The organism is Cobetia sp. AM6 (assembly GCF_009617955.1).
GTDB lineage: Bacteria > Pseudomonadota > Gammaproteobacteria > Pseudomonadales > Halomonadaceae > Cobetia > Cobetia amphilecti.
Map to the genome: position 1 here is coordinate 1,683,463 of NZ_AP021868.1, position 22,487 is coordinate 1,705,949.

19 protein-coding genes are annotated in these 22,487 nt (G+C 60.2%); 10 read left to right on the plus strand and 9 right to left on the minus strand.

The annotated features are described in order from the left end of the window. Positions 1-4 precede the first annotated feature (4 nt). The gene (locus tag CLAM6_RS07190; RefSeq protein ID WP_043332181.1) at positions 5-316 is read right to left on the minus strand and encodes a hypothetical protein; all 312 of its coding nucleotides are present in this window, start codon (positions 314-316) and stop codon (positions 5-7) included. 576 nt (positions 317-892) lie between these two features. Here CLAM6_RS07190 and CLAM6_RS07195 point away from each other — a divergent pair. Next, positions 893-2,524, plus strand: a complete 1,632-nt coding sequence (locus tag CLAM6_RS07195) for a BCCT family transporter (RefSeq protein ID WP_054555939.1) — start codon at positions 893-895, stop codon at positions 2,522-2,524. Between the two features lie 153 nt (positions 2,525-2,677). Here the strand turns inward: CLAM6_RS07195 and CLAM6_RS07200 are convergent, their stop codons facing one another. Continuing rightward, positions 2,678-3,721: an LLM class flavin-dependent oxidoreductase gene (locus tag CLAM6_RS07200; RefSeq protein WP_153635570.1), complete on the minus strand. Its 1,044-nt coding sequence runs from the start codon at positions 3,719-3,721 to the stop codon at positions 2,678-2,680. Positions 3,722-3,977: 256 nt separating this feature from the next. On the opposite strand from CLAM6_RS07200, the gene CLAM6_RS07205 reads away from it, so the two are divergent. Beyond that, complete coding sequence (locus CLAM6_RS07205) at positions 3,978-4,745, plus strand: extensin-like domain-containing protein (RefSeq protein ID WP_347237580.1); 768 nt, start codon at positions 3,978-3,980, stop codon at positions 4,743-4,745. Between the two features lie 285 nt (positions 4,746-5,030). After that, positions 5,031-5,468, plus strand: coding sequence for an Sbal_3080 family lipoprotein (locus CLAM6_RS07210; protein WP_153635571.1), 438 nt, complete (start codon positions 5,031-5,033; stop codon positions 5,466-5,468). Positions 5,469-5,621: 153 nt separating this feature from the next. On the opposite strand, the gene CLAM6_RS07215 is transcribed toward CLAM6_RS07210, so the two are convergent. Beyond that, positions 5,622-6,044 (minus strand): hypothetical protein, encoded by a 423-nt coding sequence (locus tag CLAM6_RS07215; RefSeq protein ID WP_153635572.1) that lies wholly within the window; start codon positions 6,042-6,044, stop codon positions 5,622-5,624. Positions 6,045-6,322: 278 nt separating this feature from the next. Between CLAM6_RS07215 and CLAM6_RS07220 the strand changes: the two genes are divergently transcribed. The 4 genes from CLAM6_RS07220 (at position 6,323) to CLAM6_RS07235 (ending at position 11,306) form a co-directional block, all read left to right on the plus strand. After that, positions 6,323-7,054, plus strand: coding sequence for an SCO family protein (locus tag CLAM6_RS07220; protein WP_172978647.1), 732 nt, complete (start codon positions 6,323-6,325; stop codon positions 7,052-7,054). Further along, positions 7,051-7,527, plus strand: a complete 477-nt coding sequence (locus CLAM6_RS07225; protein WP_153635574.1) for a hypothetical protein — start codon at positions 7,051-7,053, stop codon at positions 7,525-7,527. Before CLAM6_RS07220 ends, CLAM6_RS07225 begins: the two co-directional genes overlap by 4 nt. A gap of 108 nt (positions 7,528-7,635) precedes the next feature. Then, positions 7,636-9,162: a PepSY-associated TM helix domain-containing protein gene (locus CLAM6_RS07230; protein ID WP_153635575.1), complete on the plus strand. Its 1,527-nt coding sequence runs from the start codon at positions 7,636-7,638 to the stop codon at positions 9,160-9,162. Next, positions 9,159-11,306: a TonB-dependent receptor gene (locus CLAM6_RS07235; protein ID WP_153635576.1), complete on the plus strand. Its 2,148-nt coding sequence runs from the start codon at positions 9,159-9,161 to the stop codon at positions 11,304-11,306. Before CLAM6_RS07230 ends, CLAM6_RS07235 begins: the two co-directional genes overlap by 4 nt. Positions 11,307-11,416: 110 nt before the next feature. Here CLAM6_RS07235 and aguA read toward each other — a convergent pair whose 3' ends face one another. The 3 genes from aguA to CLAM6_RS07250 form a co-directional block, all read right to left on the minus strand. Then, positions 11,417-12,553 (minus strand): agmatine deiminase, encoded by a 1,137-nt coding sequence (gene aguA, locus CLAM6_RS07240; protein ID WP_153635577.1) that lies wholly within the window; start codon positions 12,551-12,553, stop codon positions 11,417-11,419. 10 nt (positions 12,554-12,563) lie between these two features. Continuing rightward, complete coding sequence (locus CLAM6_RS07245) at positions 12,564-13,892, minus strand: Na+/H+ antiporter NhaC family protein (protein ID WP_242007771.1); 1,329 nt, start codon at positions 13,890-13,892, stop codon at positions 12,564-12,566. 162 nt (positions 13,893-14,054) lie between these two features. Then, on the minus strand, positions 14,055-15,437 hold the full coding sequence (locus tag CLAM6_RS07250; protein WP_043332345.1) for an aminotransferase: 1,383 nt from the start codon (positions 15,435-15,437) through the stop codon (positions 14,055-14,057). 350 nt (positions 15,438-15,787) lie between these two features. Here CLAM6_RS07250 and CLAM6_RS07255 point away from each other — a divergent pair, with 350 nt between their 5' ends. The 3 genes from CLAM6_RS07255 to CLAM6_RS07265 all read left to right on the plus strand — a co-directional run bounded on the left by CLAM6_RS07255 (position 15,788) and on the right by CLAM6_RS07265 (position 19,625). Beyond that, entirely contained in the window at positions 15,788-17,044 is a 1,257-nt protein-coding gene (locus CLAM6_RS07255) for a Zn-dependent hydrolase (protein WP_153635578.1), read from the plus strand. A 65-nt stretch (positions 17,045-17,109) separates the two neighbouring features. Then, positions 17,110-18,600: an aldehyde dehydrogenase gene (locus CLAM6_RS07260; RefSeq protein WP_153635579.1), complete on the plus strand. Its 1,491-nt coding sequence runs from the start codon at positions 17,110-17,112 to the stop codon at positions 18,598-18,600. A 248-nt stretch (positions 18,601-18,848) separates the two neighbouring features. After that, a complete protein-coding gene (locus CLAM6_RS07265) occupies positions 18,849-19,625 on the plus strand; it encodes a response regulator transcription factor (RefSeq protein ID WP_235506986.1) in 777 nt (258 codons plus the stop codon). Positions 19,626-19,771: 146 nt separating this feature from the next. On the opposite strand, the gene CLAM6_RS07270 is transcribed toward CLAM6_RS07265, so the two are convergent. The 3 genes from CLAM6_RS07270 to CLAM6_RS07280 form a co-directional block, all read right to left on the minus strand. Further along, complete coding sequence (locus tag CLAM6_RS07270) at positions 19,772-20,356, minus strand: NAD(P)H-dependent oxidoreductase (RefSeq protein ID WP_153635580.1); 585 nt, start codon at positions 20,354-20,356, stop codon at positions 19,772-19,774. 245 nt (positions 20,357-20,601) lie between these two features. After that, positions 20,602-21,876: a Y-family DNA polymerase gene (locus tag CLAM6_RS07275; RefSeq protein ID WP_153636836.1), complete on the minus strand. Its 1,275-nt coding sequence runs from the start codon at positions 21,874-21,876 to the stop codon at positions 20,602-20,604. An 8-nt stretch (positions 21,877-21,884) separates the two neighbouring features. Further along, positions 21,885-22,346, minus strand: coding sequence for a LexA family protein (locus CLAM6_RS07280; protein WP_043332158.1), 462 nt, complete (start codon positions 22,344-22,346; stop codon positions 21,885-21,887). Positions 22,347-22,487: the final 141 nt, after the last annotated feature.

Here is a 22,487-nt window from a genome sequence, read left to right on the forward strand (position 1 = left end):
TTCCTCACTTGAAACAGATACGCGTGCCCCAGGCGAGCAGTTCTTCCTGATTGAGGCTGCGCGATTCGACCCCGATCATTTCATCTCCCCATTGATCCGCCCAGGTCAGCACGCCGTGGCTGATGCCGCGTGCGCCCATCAAGTCGCGTATCTCACCGGTACCCTTGAACCAGAGTGCGCTGTGATCATTGCGCGTCAGGTCCGAGATGCCGTGGCAATGATGGATTCTCACCTTGTAGATGCCATCCAGTGACATGACCTCGACCACCGGCACCATGCCGTGCTGCAGTGCGCGTGCCAGCGACTCGAGTGTCATGCTGGTCTCGTCCTGGTGGGCGAGCGGTTGATCGGCGAGCTGGCTTGGGGGTAGTGGGGTAGCAGGCGACGCGTGGGTGGGGGTCACAGCGGTGCGTGGCGGATGTGTTGCAGTGGTATGTGCAGGCATCGGGAATACCCTCAGTGGGATGTCATGTCGGCGGTGAATCGCGTTTTATAAATATCGTACAAGTAATGTAGAGGTTATCTGGCGATCTCGCCATCGTGACTGGCCAGCTTGCCCGGGACTTCCCGTCTCCCTGCTCCTTCGTCACTGTCCTTCCAGGGCCTGCGCTGTCCCTCCAAGGTCTGCACTGTCCTTTCAAAGCCAGCACTGACCTTTCAAAAGCGGCTTTCTCCTCCCACGCGGAGGCTATGGCCTGGTTGGGGCAAACGCCTACCTGTACAGACGGTGACAAATTTTCCTGTGCTGCTGACGTCGTCTGCCCTTGAAGTTCTGGGGAATCAGGTTCATGTCTAGAAGGCACTGCGAATATTCGTTGGCGATACGCTACTCGTTTCTCGCTGGTGCGCGATCCACCTCACCGCTGTCACAGCTCACAGGGAGTAGCGATTTATGACATCTGGAGGAAAGCGCGTATTCAGCGCGTCGGTCATCATCATTCTGGGGCTGGTCGCATTGGGGGCAGGATTCCCCACCCGTTTCGGTGAATTGGCAGATCAGGCGCTCGGCGCCGTGACCAGCATGTTCGGCTGGTTCTATCTGATATCCGTGTTTGGTTTCGTGATCTTTCTCATCAGTCTCGCGTTGAGCAAGTACGGCAAGATCCGGCTCGGCCCGCAGGATAGCCGGCCTTCCTATACCTTCTTTTCCTGGGTCAGCATGCTGTTGGCAGCAGGGTTTGGCGTCGGACTGGTGTTCTATGGCATGGCGGAACCCATGCAGCACTATCTGAAGCCGCCGTTCGCCGATATGCCGGGCGAGACGCCCGAGTCTGCGCGCTATGCCATTCAATATGCCTTCTTCAACTGGGGCGTCCATCAGTGGGCTGCCTTCTCGGTGGTCGGCCTGATCATTGCCTATTTCCAGTTCCGCAAGGGACAGGCGGGGCTGGTGTCCTCGGTGCTGTCTTCCGTGACGGCCAAGCATCCCAAGGTGCGCCGCTATGGCCCGGTACTGGATGTCTTTGCGGTGGTGGCGACCGTGATGGGGGTCGCGACGTCGCTGGGCCTGGGCGTTTTGCAGATGAATGGGGGGCTGCACTTCGTCTTCGGCGTGGAAGAAGGCTGGCAATGGCAGTTCATCATCATGGGCGTGATGTTCTGTGCCTACATGGCCTCGACCTGGTCCGGGCTCGACAAGGGCATCAAGCGCCTGTCCAACCTCAACATGAGCATCTGCATCGCGCTGATGCTGTATGTGCTGTTCACCGGCCCGACGCTGGACATCCTCAAGACGATCACCCTGGGCATCGGCGATTATCTGCAGAACTTCATCGGCATGAGCCTGCGCATGTCGCCCTATGACGGCAATGACTGGAACAGCTCCTGGACCGTCTTCTACTGGGCTTGGGTCATCGCCTGGTCGCCGTTCGTCGGCACCTTCGTCGCGCGTGTCTCGCGTGGCCGCACCATCAAGGAGTATGTGGTGGGCGTGCTGATCGTGCCGCCGCTGCTGGCGTGCCTGTGGATCGGTGTCTTCGGTGGCGCGGCGATCAATATGGAGCTGGCCAGTGATGTCGGTCTGGCGGCCGCGACGGATGCCAACATCACGTCTGCCTTGTTCGAGATGTTCGATCTGATGCCCTTCAGCAGCGTGCTGTCGGTGGTCGCGATCATGCTGATCTTCATCTTCCTGGTGACCTCTGCCGATTCGGCGTCCTACATCGTGGCGCAGATGACCGACGGTGGCTCGATCAATCCGCCGCTCTACAAGCGTATCGCCTGGGGCGTGCTGATCGCGGCCATCTGCCTGACGCTGATCTCGACGGGCGGTCTCAAGGGCTTGCAGTCAGCCTCGGTACTCTCGGCCTTGCCGTTCACCTTCATCATCTACGGCATGATCGTGGTACTGGTGAAGGAGCTGCGGGCTGATCGTCGCCAGATGCTCAGTCAGCTGTATCGCCGTCATGGTGAGACACCGGTCGGTGCGGATATCTTCGAGGCTGACAGCCTGGCCGAGGAAGATCGCATCCGCCGTGCGCCGGACGTCAAGAATCGTCGCGTGAACCCGCGCGACCATCATTGAGCCGAGTCGTGGCATGAACTTATCGCCTTGAGCTCATCGCCTTCAGCTCATGACGTCAATGCGTGGCTTCACGGCAGGCTCATAACGACAGACGCCGCTCACAGGAGATGTGAGCGGCGTCTTGTCTTGGCAAGCCAGTCAGCGTGAAGGGGCTCACGTCATTGACTGGAGGCCGGCGTCCGGCGACCGGCGACCGGCGACCTCGGCGAGTATCTCGTAGCTTTTCAGGCGGTCGGCATGCTCATAGAAATCCGAGTTGAACATCAATTCGTCGGCCTGGGTCACCTCCAGCAGATGCTCGAGTTCGCTGCGAATGCGCTCAGGCCCGCCGATGATGGCAGCAGCCAGATTCTGGCCGACCATGGCTTCCTCGCGTGCTGACCAGTCCAGTGTCTCGCGTGGGGGCAGGGCGCGCGTGCTCTTGCCGCGGATCAGATTGAGGAATTTCTGTTGCTGGGTGCTGGCCAGGAAGTGGGCACGTTCATCGCTGTCGGCGGCGATCAGCGGCAGGCCGAGCATCACATAGGGCGCATCCAGCACCTCGGAGGGCGTGAAGTTCTCGCGATAGAGCTTGATGGCCTCCAGCATGTAGCCGGGGGCGAACTGGCCGGCGAAGGCGAAGGGCAGACCTTTTTTCGCTGCCAGGCGTGCGCTGTAGTCACTGGAACCCAATAGCCACAGGGGGACATGAGTGCCTTGCCCCGGCATGGCCTTGACGCGCTGACCGGGTGAGGCCTCGCCCAGATACTGCTCGAGTTCGGCCAGCCGCTGGGGGAAGTCATTCACGCCGGCGGAAGGGTCGCGGCGCATCGCCTGCATGGTGATGCCATCGGAGCCCGGCGCGCGGCCAAGCCCGAGATCGATCCTGTCCGGGTAGAGCGTGGCCAGGGTGCCGAACTGTTCCGCCACCACCAGCGGGGGATGATTGGGCAGCATGATGCCGCCCGAGCCGACCCGCAAGCGGGAGGTCTTGCCCGCCACATGGCCGATGAGCACCGAGGTGGCGGCACTGGCGATGCCATCGATGTTGTGATGCTCGGCCAGCCACAGGCGATGAAAGCCCAGCGCTTCGACATGCTGGGCGAGACTGACGCTATTGTGGAAGGTTTCAGCAACACTGCCGGTATCGCGGATGGGGGCAAGGTCCAGCACCGAGAGCGGGATCGTGCCCAGGCGTGAGGTAGGGGCTGTCGTCATGTGCGCTCCTGATAGCGGATTGGCGTGCAGAGAGCAGCCGGGGCGTGGCCCCTCAAGGGTGTGTGGCTGGTCTGCTGAATGGCGTCCAGCATAGTGGACAGCCGCGTCTCTGACAGCGCCTCGCCCTTCATTTCACTGTTTCTGATATGGCATATATGAGGCGGTCGATACGTCATGCCATTCACGGTGGTCAGTCACCCTGGGGCAGGCGAAGCCCGGGGCAGGTAAGGGCCTGCATCGCGCACAGGAGGCGAACATGAACGGTTTGCAGCACAAGCAGCGCCGCAAAGGCATGGGGCTCACGTTGATATGCCTTGTGCTCATCGGCCTGGGCGTTGCGCTCCAGCGCGATATCATCGTGCTGGAGCGCTGGATACCCGCTCACTATCTCCCGTGGGCGCCACTGCAATTGGAGGACCCGCCCGGCATGGTGACCGGCTGGAAGCTCTCACGCTTGAACGAGAACCCAGCCGCCTGTCGCGCATTTCTCGAGCGGGAAGCCCCGCAACGGGTGACCTTCCTGCCGGACCGCCCCAGCGACAACGGCTGTGACCTCATCAACAGCGTACGCATGCATTCGGCGTCAGGCGTGAGTGGTGAGCAGGGCGTTCGCTTCAACCAGTCCTTCATTGCCAGCTGCCCGCTGGCGGTGAGCTGGTTGCGCTTCGAGCGCCATGGGCTCAAGTCTGCGGCGCAGGAAGTCATGGGGAGCGAGGTGACGCAAGTGTCCCATGTGGGCAGCTACGCCTGCCGCAACATCTACGGACGAGAGAACGCACGTCGCAGTGAACATGCCACTGCGGATGCGCTGGATGTCACAGGCTTCACGCTGGCGGACGGCCGTCAGGTTCGCCTGCCGCGCGACTGGACGGCGCCCGAGGATGAAGATGCCCCGGGCCGCTTCCTGCGTGCCGTGCAGGACGCCGCCTGTGAGAGTTTCGGTACCGTGCTGGGGCCGGATTACAACGCCGCCCATCGTGATCACTTCCACCTCGGCACGCGGGGCTGGCGATTCTGTCGCTGAGCAATACTTAATGCTGCGTCGGGCAAGAGTGCGGCAATGCGGACATCCGCGCACTCTGTCAGTGGGTCATTATTGGCTCGGCGTGATAAAGGGGACTCATGTTTGCCACGCCTGTCATCATTTGTCGGTGTCGCTGTAGGAGACTCGCGCTTGCATGGGGGAATTACGCCTGATCACGGGCAGATTCCTCGCATTTATTTGCTTTCACTAATACCCTGCGGGCAAGCATGCCTTCCATGGCATATCTCGCGATAAAGCCTCTTGTTCAATGACAGGGAGTCAAGAATGACAGGGATGACGAAGGCGTTATTGGCAGCTTCCATCACCTTCGTGATGGCAGGCTGTACCTCGGTGCAGGTTCAGCCTCTGGAGCGCATGTCCTATCTGGATACCGTGTGCATCGAGCGCAATGAAGCCGTGATCGTGCCCGGCTTCCTGAATGTGATCCAGCAGGGCTTCAGTCGCAATGGCTTGAATACGCGAGTCTATGACGCTCCGGTCCCTGGCCATTGTGAAGTGATATTGACGTATACCGCTTTGCGCTCATGGGACTTCACGACCTATCTGTCACACGCAGAACTCTGGCTCAATGATCCATATGGCGATGAAATCGCCTATGCGCAATATCATCTTGTCGCAAAGGGTGGTCTGACGTTCTCCAAGTTTGCCGGGGTCGAAACCAAGATGAACCCGGTCATTGATGAGTTGCTGGTCAACTACTGACGCCTCAGCCGTGATGGGCATCCAAGCCTTTTACTTGCTCGCCTCACCGGTACGTCATTTCTCGCCATGATGGCGCACTTGATAGCGGGGCCGGCGCTTGTGTCATGCGCCGGCCCCAGCGGAGACTCTCGAGCCATCTGGTGTGCTGGAATCTCAGGGTGCCATGCCCATGCCACGGCTGATCGTCGGGGCGCAGCGCTCGGGGTTGATGCTGACCACGCGTAGGCGATGCCCATCGGGGAGCACGCAATCGAGCACCTGCCAGGCACAGCCGGGGGCGCTGCTGCCGTGACTCTCGATCAGATGCGCTCCCTGGGCCTGCCATTGGTCGCGGAAGCGGGCAAAGTCCGTTCGCTCGATCTCAAGCGTCAGCTGGCGGCTGTCGGGTTGCTCAGCACTGCGCTGCAACAGCAATACGCTGGTCTGCTTGTCTCGGCGATGGTTCAGCTCCAGGGTCGCGCTGGTGGCGTTGCGCAACAGGATGGGCAGGGCGAGTGTTTCGGTGAAGAAACGGCAAGCGGCATCGAGGTCGCGCACTTCAAGGATGGCTGGGTGCAGGGAAAGGCGCTGAATCATGGCGAAGCCTCATGGCGTGAGGGGAAGAAGGGGTTGGGGGACTGGCTCAATTGCAGGAGCATGGAGATAGTGTCGTGTCCGTCTGGGTGAGACGCACTTTGAATCTGATGATGGTGGTGATGGCTTTACGCTATCTGGGGCCTTGTCGCGCTCGCGAAGGCCCGAGGCAATCGCTGTGGCAACTTGTCGCATTAGTGGTTTCGCGGGTGTGAATGGTTAGCATCCCTGTCATCGATCCTGCTGCCTTTACCTTCTCTGCACGCCACGCTGGAGTGTTCATGTCGCCGCGCAAGCTGATCCTGATGGGACTCAGTGCTTTTGCCCTCGTCGCTATCGCGTTGATCACGGGGCTTTCTGCCTCGCATCAACCGCGTGATGCGTGGCCGACGACGCTCGAGCTGCCTTCCACGCGGGGACTGCTGCACGCGGACACCCTGTCTCGGGGGGAAGCGGGTCACCTGAGCGTGCTGATTCCCGGCTTTACGCATTGTCCGGATATCTGTCCGTTGTCGCTTGCCCGGCTGCAGATGGCCTGGCAACGCCTTGACGAGACTTCACGCGCGCATCTGCATCCGATGTTTCTGACGCTGGATCCGGCGCGCGACACCCTGCCCGTGCTGTCACGTTATCTGTCTGCCTTCAGCCTGCCGGTGACCGGCCTTCGCCTCCCGTCACAGGATGACACGCGGCTGGAGGAATTCACCCAGCGCCTCGGTATCCAGTTTCAGCGGCGAGAATCCGAGCAGAGTCATCCTCCTGAACACGCGCAAGCGCAGGCGTCGGCCGGTGAGGCCGATTACATGATCGACCACAGCGTGGCGATCTTCGTGATCGATGAGCAGGGTCGGCTGCGTGACACCCTGCCGCTCAGTCAGACGCCTGCGCAGCTGGCCGACCGCCTGACGTTCCTGCTCCAGTCCGTGGCCGCAGCGCCGTCTTCTGCCGGTGTTGCGACCGTCAACACGAGCGCAGATACGAACGCTGATGCTCCGGCCACGGGGGGCGCATGACAGCGACTTGTCCCTCGACTCGCCACGCCAGGCGTGAATCCGTCTCCTATCATCGCGCCCTGTCACGCCTGACCGCGGCCAATGGGCATGTCGTCTTCGTGATGCTGATCGCGTTGGCTGCCATGCTGGTCATGCCGCTGGCGGCCCCGCGTGTGGTGATGGTCAACGACCATGCCGTCTTCGAGAGCGTTGGTACCGGGCGTTGGGTGAGTGCCGATAGCGACTGGATAACGCGTGCCGCTCGCGAAAGCGGTTCGCAGGCGCAGATCACCCATAGTTCCGCTGCCTCGGATTGTCCGTTGGCCAGCATGGCGGCCTTCACGCTGGCATTGGTCGCCGTTGCCCTGTTGCTGGCATTGGGGCGGTTGTCTCGCGACGCGGCCCCGCGTCCCTGCCTTGTCGCGTTTCGCGACATCAATGTCTATCTGCGTCCGCCCGGGCGCGCGCCACCCCACGATTCCCTCGCGCCATGAATTGCTGGGCCACCTCGCGGTGGCTCTCCATAGTGTTCGGTGACCTCACGTTGACCGGCGGACAAAGTATCCGTCGCGCGTCGTGGCACCTGTCGATGGGTAATCGAGATGAGTTCAACGACCAATACCGACACCGCGGGTCGCGCCGCTCGCGGTTTCAGCGATATCTACCGTGCCGTGTGGCGCTGGCATTTCTATGCCGGCCTGCTGGTGCTGCCTTTCCTGACCTTGCTGGCCGTCACCGGCGGTCTCTATCTGTTCCGTGAAGAGATCGACCACTTCGTGCATGCCGACCTGATGAAGGTCAACACGCCGGTGGTGCAACAGGCCAATGGCCAGGCACAGGCGAGTGTCCCGCTGAGCGAGCAGGTGCGTGTCGCCGTGCAAAGTCTGCCCGGCAAGGCCGTGCGTGTCGTGCCGCCTGCGGCCAGTGACTTGACCACGGAAGTCGATATCGTGGCAGCCGATGGCAGTGGCAAGCAGGCGGTCTACGTCAACCCCTACAGCGGTGAAGTGCAGGGGCAGATGGCCTACCGTGACAGCATCATGTGGACGGTGCGCAATCTGCACAGCCTCGCGATCACCGGCCCCATCGGCAATGCCGCGATCGAGATCGCCGCCGGCTGGAGCATTCTGCTGGTACTCAGCGGCCTGTATCTGTGGTGGCCGCGGGGCCAGAAGGGTGGCGTCGTCACGCTGCGTACCACGCCTGCGCGCCGTCTGTGGTGGCGCGACCTGCATGCCGTGTGTGGCATCTTCGCCGCTGGTTTCATCCTGTTTCTCGCCGTGACCGGCATGCCGTGGTCGATGGTGTGGGGTGCCAAGGTCAACGAGTTGGCCAACGGGCATAACTTCGGGTATCCCGATGGCGTGCGCGTGAATACGCCGATGTCGGATACGCGGCTGGTGGACCAGGAGCGGACGACCTGGTCGCTCGAACAGGCCGTTATCCCGTTATCTTCCTTGCCGGCTGCAGCGACAAGCCACGTCGTGGACGAGGGGGAGCATGCCGGGCATGGCGGTGGTAGCAAGACTGGTGCCGAGCAGGCCTCCGGCGCTGCGGCCGTGCCGCTGAGCGCCGCCGCGATTGCCCATGCTGATATCGGCCTCGATCAGGCTGAGCGCATCTTCGCTCGCGAAGGCCTGGCGCCGGGCTATGCCATCAATCTGCCGGGCACGCCTCAGGGCGTCTACACCGGCTCCATCTATCCGGATGCGCTGGAGCGCCAGCAGGTGGTGCATGTGGATCGCTATTCCGGCGATGTGCTGCTGGACATGCATTACGCCGATTATGGCCCGCTGGGTCGAGCGCTGGAGTGGGGCATCAATGTTCACCTGGGGCAGCAGTACGGGCTGATCAACCAGCTGGTGCTGTTACTGGCCTGTATCGCGATGGTGATGATGAGCGTCGGTGCGGGCGTGATGTGGTGGAAGCGTCGTCCGGTGGGCGGTATCGGTATCCCGCCGCTGCCCAAGGAGCGCAAGCGAATCGCCGGTGTCTGGGGCTTGATGATGATCATCGGTGTCATCTTCCCGCTGGTCGGCCTCTCGCTGATCGTGATGGGGCTGCTGGACTGGCTGTGGATTCGCGCCACGCACAAGCGAGGGGATGACCTGCAGGAGGCCAGCGCATGACACTGTCTCTCGTCAATTTCCCGATCCGTGCGCGTCGCTTGTCATCGCCAGTGAGCGCATCGCGTGGTCGTCTGCCCTTGGCCATTGCTGCCGCGATCGCGGGTAGTGGCACGCTGCCGGTTTACGCCGATGCTGACACCACCAGCGTATTGCCGTTGATCCGTATCGAGGCTCAGGCGCCCATGGCCAGCCCCGTCCATGACGTGCATGCGGGGCATGCCAAGGGCGACATGGACCTTGGCGAACAGCTGCGCGAGGTCAATGGTGTCAGTGGCTCGCGCTTGGGTAGTCACGGTGTTTCGGCCATCTTCCGTGCGCAGGGCGGTGAGCGCCTGATCCAGGAGGTGGATGGCGCATCGCTTTATCCCGCCTGTCCGGGGGGCATGGACACCACACTGGGTTACGCCACTGCCGGCAGTCAGTCGGACCTCACGCTCTACAAGGGCGCGCAGACCGTCAGTCGCGGCCCCAACTTTGCCGCGGGCAGCATCGAGGTGACGCGTCAGACGCCCTCGCGCAGCGATGATGATGGCGTCCAAGGTACCTTGGGGGCTGGCTGGCGCAGCAATGATGACGCCACCAGCGAGACTCTGTCACTGACCGCCAAGCAGGGCGATTTCTGGGCCGCACTGGACTTCGAGCATTCCGAGCGCAACAACTACGAGGATGGCAATGGCGATACCCAGTCAGGCGCGTATCGCAGCGACAATGGCAGTATCCGCATTGGCGCCTTCGCCACCGAGGATGTCGCCATCGAGGCGGGTGTCGCCGTGGTGCGCATCGATGATGCCCTGTATCCCACCATGGATGCGCCACGCAGCGATATGGACCGCCAGTATCTCAAGCTGACCATCGACAACGTCGGGCCGTTCTCGCACACCGAGACACAGGTCAACCATGCTCGCGTCGTGCACGACATGGATAACGTCACCCTGCGTGACTTTGATGATTCCAGCGCCAACTCGATGAGCATGGACATGAGCTCGGGCATGGATATGAGCTCAGATATGGACATGAGCGACATGGCCATGTTCTCCAGCGCGACCACCGAGACCTGGTATGCCAGCACCCAGGGCGATATTCCGCTGACTGTCGGCGGACATGACGCGATATTGACGCTGGGTGCCGATGCCGAACGGCTCGAGAGCAATACCAACTCCCGGATGGGCATGTCACTGGATAGCCTGTCGGATAGCCAGACCTGGCCGGTTGTCGTGCGGACGCGCGGTGGGGTATTCGCGGAACTGGATACCACCCTCGATGCCAACAACCGACTCGTGACCGGTGCGCGCTATGACGTCTCCATCAGTGATGCGCGAGATGCCGATGAGGTGGTGGGTAGCAATGCCTCGGCCATCTCCGCCTGGCGTGCCCAGTATGGCGATGATGTTGACGCCAAACAGCGTGATGGCGAACTCAGTGCGCTGGCGCGTCTGGAGCATCGCGTCAATGAGGCGGTGAAAGGCTATGCGGCGCTCAGTCGCAGCGTACGCTTCCCGACGGCCAGTGAGCGCTATTACAACCGCCAGTCCGACTCCGATGGTTGGTTGGGTAATCCAGAGCTTGATCCCGAGATCCATCAGCAGCTCGAGCTTGGGGTGGCGGTCAGGCAGGGCGCCTGGCGTTATTCGGCGGACACCTACTACAACCGGGTGCATGACTGGATCGAGCTGACCGAAGGCGACTCGCTGACCACCTACGACAATGTCGAGGCCGAGATCTACGGTATCGAGCTGGAAGCCAGTTGGCGGCAACACGGCTGGCGGCATTCCGTAGGCGTTGCCGCCACGCACGGCACCAACCTGAGCGATGGGACGCCCCTGTCACAGGTCGCCCCCTTCAATGGCTATCTGGCGACACGCTATGACGCGGATCGTTGGTGGGCAGGTGCCCGATTCGATGCGGCCGCACGTCAGTCGCGTATTTCCGACAGTGAAGACGCGACGGCAGGCTTCAGCATCGTCGGCCTGGAGGGCGGGTACCATGTCACTGACGCCATCGAGTTGAGCGCCGGCATCTCCAACCTGTTCGACAAGGCCTACGCCTACCACGTCAATCGCTTCTACGACGATCCGTTGCAGGGCGATGTACAGGTCAATGAGCCGGGGCGTATCTTCTGGACGCATGCCAGCTGGAGCTTCTGAGACCCGTATCCTCTCAATAGTGAGCGCTGGTCGCCGCTATTCGTTAGAACGCAAGAAGCCCGCCATCGGTCATGTCACCGGTGGCGGGCTTCTTTTTACGCCAACAGGCGTCAGTGTCGTTCAGTCAGGCGCTTGGGTTGCTGTTGGGTAATGCAGTGGATGTTGCCGCCCCCCAGCAGAATTTCACGAGCATTGACGCCAAGAATCTGCCGAGTCGGGAAGATGGCTTGCAGTTTCTCGCGCGCGACATCATCCAGCGCCGGGTCAAGCAATGGCATGATGATGGCTTCGTTGGCGATGTAGAAGTTCACGTAGGACCCTGCCATGCGGTCGCCGGGACGTCTCGGGTGTGAGCTACCCAGGCGGTCCAGACCATTGGCTTCATCTTCCTGGATATACAGAGGGCCGGGCTGTGGTAGCAGATGCACCTTGAAGGCACGCCCTCTGGCATCCACGGAGTTCTCGAGAACTTCAAGCGCCGCCTTGGAGATCGCATGCTGTGGGTCCTGGGGATCATCGCTCCAATTGAGGGCGACTTCTGCAGGCCCGACGAAGCAGCACAGGTTATCCACGTGGCCATCGGTCTCATCCAGGTGGCAGCCATTGGGAAGCCAGATGATGGTGGTGACACCGAGATGGTCCTTGAGGATCTGCTCTATCTGCTCGCGACTCAGATCAGGGTTGCGATTGGCGTTGAGCAGGCACTCTTCGGTCGTGATCAGCGTCCCTTCGCCGTCGACATGAATGGCGCCGCCTTCCAGCATGATCGAGGCATCAAAGCGCGGAACATCCAGAATCTGCGAGATCTTGGTGCGGATTCTGCGGTCCTTGTCCCAGGGGAAATAGAGTCCTCCATTCAGGCCGCCCCAGGCATTGAACTCCCAGTCGATCATGGCAATACGACCATCCGGATGAGTCAGGAAGGTCGGGCCGACATCGCGCATCCAGGCGTCGTTGCTGGATATCTCGACGACACGCACATGCGCGGGCAGTTCATTGCGTGCGTTTTCGTACTGCTCATCATTGACGCCGACGATGACGGTCTCGCTGCCGGCGATGGCCGTGGCGACATCCACGAAAGCCTGTTGGGCGGGCTTGGCACCGTAACGCCAGGTGTCCGGCCGCTGTGGCCATAGCATCCAGCAGGCATCATGTCTGGCATATTCGGCAGGCATGAAGAAGCCCTTGGCAGCAGGTGAGCCTGGAGTGAAGACATCAAGAGAATGAGAGGGGGAGGAGCGGGTCATGATGTTCGTCTCACAGGTAGCCGGCGGCAAGGAAGATAAGCGCGGATATCGATGCCGCGGTCAAGACGTAAGGCAGTTGGGTCAAGGCATGCGACATGGGAGAGCAGCCACTGCCCTGTGCCGAGAGCACTGTGGAGTCACCATAGAAGCAGGCGTGACTGCCGAAGGCGCTGGCCGAGATCAGTGCGCCTACGACCAGTGGCATGTTGGCATCCATGCTCATGGCGAGCGGCAAGACGATCGGCATTGCCACCGCAAAGAGGCCCCAGAAAGAGGCGGTTGCAAAGGCCAGCAAGGCCATGGTCAGGAAGATGACCATCGGCAGCAGCCCCGGCGTCATGATGGGTTGCACATGAGTGATGACGAATGTGGTCAGCCCCAGGGTGTCATTGACCTCTTTCAGGAAGAAGCCGGCAACCAGTGTTCCCAGAGGCAGCAGCATCGATTTGAAACCTTCCAATGCCGTGTCGAAGGTGTCATTGAAGCTGAGCAGACGCTGCGCAAAGATCATCACGAACAGTACCAGCAGTGCCACTATCACGCCGCGTAGAATGTCAGTGTCGAAATACCAGGTGAAGAAGACCAGCGCGAACATCGGCACCAGGAAGTTGAGCAGGTGTGGCGGTGTCTTGCCGGTATCTTCGACTTCCAGTGTCGTGTCAGTGCTGTCATCGGGGATGGTCTGCCCAGAGGCGGCACGCAGTTCGGCGGCTTTCATCGGGCCGATATTGGGAATCCAGCCCATGGCGACCATCGGTACGATAGCTGCCGCTACCCAGGCGTAGAACATGTAAGGAATGGCTTCGATATACATGGATATGCCATTTCCCGGGATGCCATTTTCTTCCAGCAGGCCCGAAAAGAAGACTGCCCAGGTCGAGAAGGGTACCAATACACAGACTGGTGCAGCGGTGGAGTCGACGATGTAGGCGAGTTTTTCGCGTGAGATGTTGAATCTATCGGTAATCTTCTTCATCGAGGCGCTGATGGTCAGCGCATTCAGATAGTCATCGACGAAGATCACCAGGCCCAGCACCCAGGTTGCCAGCAAGCTTTGATTCCTGGTCCGGATTCGGCTGCCAAGTGCTGCCCCGAAGCTGAGTACACCGCCTGTCTTTACCAACAAGGCGATGAAGCTGCCAAATAGACCACATACGAGAATGATCCAGGTGACGGTATCGTTGGCCAGCACCGTCAGCATGGTATCTGCGCCATCTGAAATGGCATTGTAAGGGTCAATCATCAACAAGCCGACGATTGCCCCTGTCATGAGTGATTCGATTGTCCTGCGTGTAATGAGCGCCATGATGAGCACGATGCCTGTGGGGATCAGGCTCATGTATCCAAAATTGTCCATAACATACCTTTTGTCATTATAATTTTTTATACATATGTGACGGCCGATGCCGCTGGCGCAGCGAAGTTCAAGGGCCAGCGGCAATGTCGGCAACACGCGATAACCTGGGCGAGGCCGCGTCACATCAATCCATTTTCTGGACTGTTACAGATAACCGTCTTGCGTGAGTGATTCGGTGACTGCCGAGAATGAGGCATCGAGGATGGCCACGACCTGATCGATCACGGCTTCATCCCAGATCAACGGCGGAGAGATGATGTTGAGGTGGCCGACAGGGCGAATGATCAAGCCTCGCTTCTGTGCTTCTGCAGCGACCCTATCCCCGACACGTGCTTCCAGTGGCAAGAGCTCGCCGGTTGTCTTGTCTGCCACATTTTCCAAGCACATCATGAAGTTACTGCCGCGAACGTCGCCAACGGTAGCGTGATGCTTCAGGGTTTTCAACTGCGCCTCAAGATAGGGGCCGACTCGCTGGATGTTTTCGCACAGCGCTTCTCTTTCCATGATCTCGATGTTCTTGAGCGCGGCGGCACAGCTGACCGGATGGCCTGAATAGGTAAACCCTGTACTCAATACACCACCTTTACCCTGGGGGGTACCCAGCACCTCATAGAGGGAGTCTGAAATCAGCGTTGCGCCAAGCGGCACATAGCCTGAGGAAAGTCCCTTGGCGCAGGTAATGATGTCCGGGCTGAGACCGAAGACCTTTTCGCTGCTGAAGAAGTGGCCGAGACGTCCGAAGGCTGTCACGACTTCATCGACGATCAACAGGATGTCGTGCTGGCGGCAGAGGGCCTGCATGCGAGTGTGGTAACCCTCGGGAGCGACGAGAACACCGCCTGCGCCCATGATGGGCTCCATGATGAAAGCGGCGATATTGTCAGCGCCCAGTGTTTCGATTCTGTTCTCGAATTCATTCACCAGTTGGTCGCAATAGTCAGCTTCACTCATGCCCTTCGGACGACGATAACAGTTGGCTTCGCTGAGATAGCTGACATGGGAGTCCAGGGTATCGAACATCCAGTTGTTGCTTTCGATGCCTGTCAGGGTGGCCGCCATGTAGGTGGTACCGTGATAGGCATTCTTGCGGGAGATGATCTTCTTCTTCTGCGGCTTTCCGATACGGTTGTAGTAGTAATGCACCAGACGAATGGCGACATCATTCGCGGTGGAGCCTCCACAGGTATAGAAGACGTGGTTGAGGTGTGCCGGTGCCAGACTTGCAAGCTTGGCCGATAATTCCGCTGCCGGGATATTGGTCAGATTGTTGAAGGTAGAGAAGTAGGCCATGCGTGTGGCCTGTTCTGCCATCGCGTCACCGATTTCCTTGCGACCATGCCCCACGTTCACGCACCACAGCCCCGCAATACCATCGATGAAACGGTTGCCTTCGATATCTGACACGTAGATACCGTCGCTATCACTGATGATGTCGCAACCCTGCTCGTGGAAGGTCGAGAAGTCAGTGAAGGGGTGGATGAAGTGATCTCTGTCCTTCTCCCAGACAGCCTGAGCATCGCCGCTCAGGCCATGGGCAGAATGTTCGGATGGTGCATCGATAGATGAGGTGTGATCCAGAGTGTTGGTGGTCATCAGTGTTGTCTCTTGTTGTTGGTGATGGCGGAGAGCCAGCGATTGTCTGGGGTCTGGTGTCATGCAGCGTGCCAAGCGCTCTTCACTGTCGCTCTCGCTGCAATCGTTCACTGGAACCAGCGTATCCAGATCGGATAGCCGCCCGGTATATCCCAATGGGGGTATTCCGCTCTTGGTGCGTGAGTTTCTAAGGTGACGGTCTACACGATGTGACGGCGGGGTGCTGAGTGACAGGTCGGTACACGCCCATCGACATACGGACACAAGAACAAGAGGACGCAAGCATGCAGGTAGTTGCACAAGAGGTTCAGCCGCTCAGGATCGACCAGCAACGTCTCTGGGATAGCCTGATGGATATGGCGAAGATCGGGGCCACGGCCAAGGGCGGCTCCTGTCGTCTTGCGTTCAGCGAGGAGGATACCCAGGGGCGCCGCCTGCTGATGCAGTGGTGCGAGGCACTTGGTTGCGAGATGCGTGTCGATGAGGTCGGAAACCTGTTCATTCGTCGTGAGGGCAGCGAGCCGTCGCTGGCCCCGGTCTCGACCGGCAGCCACCTGGACACTCAGCCCAAGGGCGGACGTTTTGATGGCATTCTCGGTGTACTGGCAGGACTTGAAGTCTATCGAGTGCTGGATGCGCAGGGCATTGTCACGCGCCGGCCGCTGGAATTGATCGTATGGGGCAATGAAGAAGGCAGCCGCTTCTCCCCGGCGATGGTGGCGTCCGGCACCTACGCGGGCGTCTTTGAGCCGACTTATACCTTGGCGCGTGAAGACAGCGAAGGCATTACCTATGGCGAAGCGCTGGCGAGCACCGGACTGCGCACGCCAGATTTCAAGACGGGCCCCAGGTTGGACAGTTATTTTGAGCTCCACATTGAACAGGGGCCGGTGCTGGAACAGGAAGGCAAGTCGCTGGGGGTTGTCACCGGCGTTCAGGGAATTCGCTGGTTTGATGTCACGATTTCTGGTGTCGCGGCGCATGCAGGGCCGACGCCGATGCGTTATCGCCGTGATGCGATGATGGCGGCTGCGCGCTTGATGGATCAGATCCACCAGCATGTGCAATCAGACCCGACGGGGAATGCACGTGTCACGGTGGGCACCCTGAATATTCCCTCCGCCTCGCGCAACGTCATTCCGGGCGAGGTCAGCTTGACGGTGGACCTGCGCCACGTGAAAGAAGCCGAGCTTGAGACACTGGAAGCCACGTTCATGTCGATGCTTGAGAAGGTGTCAGAGGAATATGGTGTCAGTGTGACGCAGGAGCGCATCTGGAAGTCCGAAGTCGTCGACTTCGATGAGGCATGCATCGAGGTCGTCAGGCAGGCCGTCGCCAATCAGGATGCGCCCTCACGAGAGATGATGAGCGGTGCTGGCCATGACGCCGTCTATGTCTCGCGCGTGGCGCCGACGGCAATGATCTTCGTGCCGTGTCTCGATGGCATCAGCCACAACGAGGCGGAATATGCTTCACCTGAAGACTGTGCCCTCGGCTGCCAGGTACTGCTGGAATCCGTGCTGGCGCGTGCGAGTCGCTGATTTCTCCACCCTTGCCATCCCGTTCTCACGTCTTTTCCGCCGCAGTCATCCCTCGGAGCCATACCATGCCACTCACTCATGCCCAATGGCAGCAACGTGCCAGCCAGCTGTCCTTTGAAACTCGCGCCTATCTCGATGGCGAGTTCACCCACGCCGCCAGTGGCAAGACCTTTCCCTCTCTCAATCCTGCGACGGGCGACACTCTGGCGCAGGTGGCCTGCTGCGAGGCGCCCGAGGCAGAACGCGCCGTGGCGTGTGCCAGAGCTGCCTTCGACAAGGGCGATTGGTCGCGGCTGGCACCGGCAGCCCGCAAGCGCACCTTGCTGCATCTGGCAGAACTCATCGCCGAGCATCAGCAGGAGCTCGCACTGCTCGATACACTCGACATGGGCAAGCCCATCACCAGTGCGCTGGGCGATGTGGCCTCTGCCATTGAATGTCTACGCTATACCGCTGAGTCCCTGGACAAGCTCTATGGTCAGGTCGCGCCGACCGGCGAAGAGGCGTTGGGACTGATCGTGCGTGAACCCCTGGGCGTGGTCGTCTCCATCGTGCCCTGGAACTTCCCGCTGATGATGACGATCTGGAAGATTGCTCCAGCCCTGGCGACTGGCAACAGTGTCATTCTCAAACCCTCCGAGAAGTCATCGCTCTCGGCACTGCGCCTGGCGCAACTGATCGCGCTGACGGAGCTACCCAAGGGAGTCTTTCAGGTACTGCCAGGCTTCGGCGCAGATGTCGGTAAGGCGCTGGCGCTTTCGATGCAGGTCGATGCCATTGCCTTTACGGGCTCGACTCAGGTGGGCAAGCTTCTGACGCAATATGCGGGTCAGTCGAACCTGAAGCGCACTTTCCTCGAGTGTGGTGGCAAGAGCCCGAATATCGTGTTCGAAGACTGTGCTGATATCCCGGGCGTCGCACGTCAGGCCGCTGCCGCCATCTTCCATAATCAGGGAGAGGTTTGCATCGCAGGTTCCCGCCTGTTGGTGCATAACCGTATTCGCGAGCCATTCGTTCGTGCGCTGTGTGAAGCTGCCAGGAGCATGCAGCCGGGGGACCCGCTGGACCCGCAAAGCTTCATGGGCGCCATCGTCGATCAGGAACAGTACGACAAGATTGCTAGCTACATCGCGCTCGGTGAGCAGCAAGGGGCAAGACGTGAGGCGATCATCACGGACGACAATCGCCAGGTTGAGGGCTGCTTCATAGCGCCGACCATCTTCACTGGCGTGACGGCAGACATGGCCATTGCCAACGAGGAAATCTTTGGCCCGGTTCTCGCCGTCATGGGGTTTGATGATGAGGAAGACGCGATTGCGATCGCCAATGACTCTGACTATGGGCTGGCAGCAGGGCTCTGGAGTCAGGACGTCAACCGGGTGATTCGTGTCGCGCGCCGATTGCAGTCTGGACAGGTCTATATCAACAACTGGGCAGGGCCGGACATGACGATGCCCTTTGGTGGTGTGAAGCAGTCCGGCAATGGCCGCGACAAGTCACTGCAGACACTCGGTGAATATACCGAGACGAAGTCCATCTGGTTGGCCATTACCTGAATGGTGGTGGCGGGAATGAGCCGTGCTGGACGTTCTGACACGAACAAGCGTCTTGCAATGAAAGCGCCAGGCTCATGCCTGGCGCTTTCATTGGCGTTCGGGGCGTGATGGCTCCGGATGCGCCAGCGTTATACCTTCGTTGGCTATGCTAGGATGTCTCGATACGTCACCAGGGTCGGCTCATGATTCACAAAGAGTTGTTGTGCGCTCCAGAACTATCGAGCTGGCATTGCGTGCTGGCGAAGCTGATGACATCGGCATCTTCGGCGGAATTCCCTCGCTTGCTGCAGGACGTCTTCCACGACATTCTGCCTTTTGACACGATACTGGTCAGCACCTACAAGCAAGGGTGCGCACCCATCCTGATCTACGACAATTATCCTCCTGAGCGTCGGCAGCAGGGGGTAGAACGTTATATTGGCGATGCCTATATATTGGATCCCTTCTATACCTCGACCCAGCAAAGCTGTCGTCCCGGCGTCTACCGCCTGAGTGAGCTGGCGCCTGATTGCTTCGAGGACAGTGAGTACTACAAGCATTATTACGGCGCGTTGGGACTCAAGGATGAAATTGGCATCTTCATACAACTGCCCGGCGACATCGTGATGGTGTTTTCGCTGGGATTACATGAGACCTCTCTGCCGCTGACTCGAAAATCACTGCTGGCGCTCAAGAACCTGCAACCGATCATCGAGCCCCTCGCGCGCGAGTATTGGAAGTGGCAGGGCGTCAGTTTCGTGGATCGCCTGGAGCATCATGAGCCGGTAGAGGCCGCCTTCGATAGCTTTGGTGATGGTCTTCTGACGCAGCGTGAGCAGGACATCGTCAAGTTGTTGCTGGCCGGACACTCCACCAAATCTGCCGCGCGTGAACTCGCTATCAGCGATGGCACCGTCAAGGTACATCGCAAGCATATCTATCAGCGTCTGGCCGTTTCGAGCCAGGCCCAGATGTTCCGCCTGTTTCTGGATCACGTCTCGCTCGTCTCTCGCCAGAGCGGGGCACTGAGCCAGGTCGGGCCTTGATCGGTGTCTTCGAACGCCGGATTATCGCTACTTGATGGCTGAATGACGGCTACTCAACGACGAAAGGCTGCCCATGGGCAGCCTTTCGTGTATTCGAGAGCTTGAGAGAGGCGTCATCAGCTCAGACTGAATGACGCCCCGAGCCTTCAGGCGTGGCCGACGTGCTCGCGCAGGTGCGTGCGGTAGGCCTGGGTGTAGGCTGCCAGGTCAGGATTCTTGATCACATCAGTGGCCAGGTAGGTCGGCAGGGCCGTCATGCCGAGGAATTCCATCGCCTTGTGCACCGGGAAGTAGACGCCATCGATGCCCTTGCCTTCGAAGAAGTTGCCTTCTTCATCAAAGGCTTCAAGTGGCGCATTCCAGGTCAGTGACAGCATGTACTGGCGACCCTGCATCAAGCCGCCAGTGCCGTAGCCCTGGGTCGGGCTGGTGCGGTGACGACCATCGCTGGCGTACAGCGAGCCGTGGCCCTCAGTCAGGATGTCATCGAGATACTTCTTCACGGTCCACGGCAGACCCATCCACCAACCTGGGGTCTGATAGATGATCAGGTCCGCCCACAGCTGCTTCTCGATTTCCGCCTTGGCCTCGAAGCCTTCCTCGATGACGGTTTCACGCACCTCATGACCCAGCTCGGCCAGCTCACCGCGCGCCAGTTCATGCAGCGTCGCGTTCAGCTCGCCATTGGAATGGGCAAAGGCCTTGCCGCCGTTGATCAGTAGAATCTTCATGCCGGGTACTCCACGACTGTTGGCTTTTCAGCAATGGCGCACAGCATGAGCGTTCGCAAGTCATTGATAAAGCGGCACTGGCGTAAAACACCTTTGCTGTAGGTGCAACAATCCGATCAGGTTGCGCGCGATATCTACGCATTCACTCCCTTCATGCCTTCTGCGGTATGAGCGCCGAGGAAAGGGGTTGTATTGCTGATGGTTGGGGCGGTCGAAATTGCGCTCAGAGCTTTTGGCCAAGCCCACTAACGCAACCGCTTCAATTCCTGCCAGTTGGTGGTGTAGCGGGCGCTGCGGTGGGCGCAGCGCAGTTGCCAGGCGGCGTCGGGGCGTGCGACGCCCAGGCGCACGGTGCCGCGGCCCATCTTCTGATTCATGGCGTCCAGTGTCGCCATCAGCTGCTGACTGCGTTCACGCCTGGCGATATCCGCTTCGTCGTCGAGCAACGAGAGTTGCTCGCGTGGCTGGTCGATGAGGTCGAGCAGCATCACGCCAGCCTTCATGAAGCGATAGCCGCGCAGGTAGATATGCTCCAGCGCCTGTTGCGCGGCGGCGAGTATCTCGCGGCTGTCATTGGTGGGGGCGGGCAGCTCGACGATGGTGCTAGGTGAGTATTGCGGCAGGTCGGGTCGGTGACGATTGCTCTTGAGGAAGACCAGCACGGCGCGTGTCAGGCTGCCTTGATGGCGCAGCTTCTCGGCGCCGCGTTGGGCATGCTGGCGGATGGCGTCCCTGAGTTCATTCAAGTCACCGGTCATGCGCCCGAAGGAGCGCGAGGTCATGATGCGTTGGCGAGCGTCATCGGCATCATTCATCTCGAAGCAGGGCGTGCCTTGCAGTTCGCGCGCGGTGCGTTCCAGTACCACGGAATACCGCTGGCCGATGGCGCGCGGGTCGGCGCAGCGCAGGTCCCAGGCAGTGTGCAGGCCTTGCAGTGCCAGGCGTTCGACCAGACGTCGGCCCACACCCCAGACATCGCCCAGTGGCGTATCGGCCAGCAGGCGCTGGGTGCCGACCTCATCGGGTTCCAGCACGCAGACACCGCCGAATTCCGGACGCTTCTTGGCAGCGCGATTGGCCAACTTGGCCAGCGTTCGAGTTGGTGCGACCCCGACACATACGGGAATGCCGGTGAACTTGCGGACATTGCGGTGCAGGGTGCGGCTCAATGTCAGCATCGAGTTGCGATCAAAGCCATCGAAACGCACGAACATCTCATCGATGGAGTAGGGCTCGACCCCGGCGGAATATTCCTCCAGCACCTCACGCACGCGCGCCGACATGTCGCCATACAGCTCGTAGTTGGAGGAGAGCAGGTGGATGCGCCCCTCACGGACGAGTGGCTGTAGCTGGAAGGCGGGGGTGCCCATCTCCACGCCCAGCGCCTTGAGTTCGTTGGAACGCGCGATCACGCAGCCGTCATTGTTGGACATCACGCCGACAGGGCGGCCCTCCAGACGCGGGTCGAACACTCGCTCGCAGCTGGCGTAGAAGTTGTTGCAGTCGACCAGTCCGATCATCGGCGTCTTCATACCGCGTATTCGTGGATGACGGAACGCACCACCCCCCAGACCTGGCATTCGAGGTCGAAGATCGCGACCGGCGGATACAGGGCATTGCCGGAGCTCAGATAGGGGCGCTGACCGATCAGCTCATAACGCTTGACCACCACCTCACCCTCGACCAGTGCCACCACGATATGCCCGGGACGGGCATCGATGGAGCGGTCTACCACCAGGGTGTCGCCCTCATAGATGCCGAAGCCTTCCATGCTGTCACCCGCCACCGTCATGAAGAAGGTCGCTGCCGGGCGCTTGATCAGCCGCTCGTTGAGGTCCAGCGTGCGCCCCGCGTAATCCTCGGCCGGCGAGGGGAAGCCGGAAATGCCAGCGCGCCCCGTGATGTGAGGGTGCGGCAGTGCACAGGGCTCCGGCGCTGGATGAGGGCGAGCCAGCGAGGCATGGGATGGTTGAGCGGCAGATACGGTCATGGGTGGGGTCTCCTTTCGATACTGTATTCATATACAGTATCGGCGCTGAGAAGCCCTCAGGCAACCGATAATCCCTGCGAGTGCTACACATTCACGAGACGCAGATCAGATGAGGTGCACCTGTGTTCAATGGTGGACGGC

Coding starts and splice junctions, on each gene's coding strand:
- CLAM6_RS07190 (WP_043332181.1), bottom strand. CDS start 316: ATGACACTCGAGTCGCTGGCACGCGCACTGCAGCACGGCATGGTGCCG.
- CLAM6_RS07195 (WP_054555939.1), top strand. CDS start 893: ATGACATCTGGAGGAAAGCGCGTATTCAGCGCGTCGGTCATCATCATT.
- CLAM6_RS07200 (WP_153635570.1), bottom strand. CDS start 3,721: ATGACGACAGCCCCTACCTCACGCCTGGGCACGATCCCGCTCTCGGTG.
- CLAM6_RS07205 (WP_347237580.1), top strand. CDS start 3,978: ATGAACGGTTTGCAGCACAAGCAGCGCCGCAAAGGCATGGGGCTCACG.
- CLAM6_RS07210 (WP_153635571.1), top strand. CDS start 5,031: ATGACAGGGATGACGAAGGCGTTATTGGCAGCTTCCATCACCTTCGTG.
- CLAM6_RS07215 (WP_153635572.1), bottom strand. CDS start 6,044: ATGATTCAGCGCCTTTCCCTGCACCCAGCCATCCTTGAAGTGCGCGAC.
- CLAM6_RS07220 (WP_172978647.1), top strand. CDS start 6,323: ATGTCGCCGCGCAAGCTGATCCTGATGGGACTCAGTGCTTTTGCCCTC.
- CLAM6_RS07225 (WP_153635574.1), top strand. CDS start 7,051: ATGACAGCGACTTGTCCCTCGACTCGCCACGCCAGGCGTGAATCCGTC.
- CLAM6_RS07230 (WP_153635575.1), top strand. CDS start 7,636: ATGAGTTCAACGACCAATACCGACACCGCGGGTCGCGCCGCTCGCGGT.
- CLAM6_RS07235 (WP_153635576.1), top strand. CDS start 9,159: ATGACACTGTCTCTCGTCAATTTCCCGATCCGTGCGCGTCGCTTGTCA.
- aguA (WP_153635577.1), bottom strand. CDS start 12,553: ATGACCCGCTCCTCCCCCTCTCATTCTCTTGATGTCTTCACTCCAGGC.
- CLAM6_RS07245 (WP_242007771.1), bottom strand. CDS start 13,892: ATGAGCCTGATCCCCACAGGCATCGTGCTCATCATGGCGCTCATTACA.
- CLAM6_RS07255 (WP_153635578.1), top strand. CDS start 15,788: ATGCAGGTAGTTGCACAAGAGGTTCAGCCGCTCAGGATCGACCAGCAA.
- CLAM6_RS07260 (WP_153635579.1), top strand. CDS start 17,110: ATGCCACTCACTCATGCCCAATGGCAGCAACGTGCCAGCCAGCTGTCC.
- CLAM6_RS07265 (WP_235506986.1), top strand. CDS start 18,849: ATGACATCGGCATCTTCGGCGGAATTCCCTCGCTTGCTGCAGGACGTC.
- CLAM6_RS07270 (WP_153635580.1), bottom strand. CDS start 20,356: ATGAAGATTCTACTGATCAACGGCGGCAAGGCCTTTGCCCATTCCAAT.
- CLAM6_RS07275 (WP_153636836.1), bottom strand. CDS start 21,876: ATGATCGGACTGGTCGACTGCAACAACTTCTACGCCAGCTGCGAGCGA.
- CLAM6_RS07280 (WP_043332158.1), bottom strand. CDS start 22,346: ATGACCGTATCTGCCGCTCAACCATCCCATGCCTCGCTGGCTCGCCCT.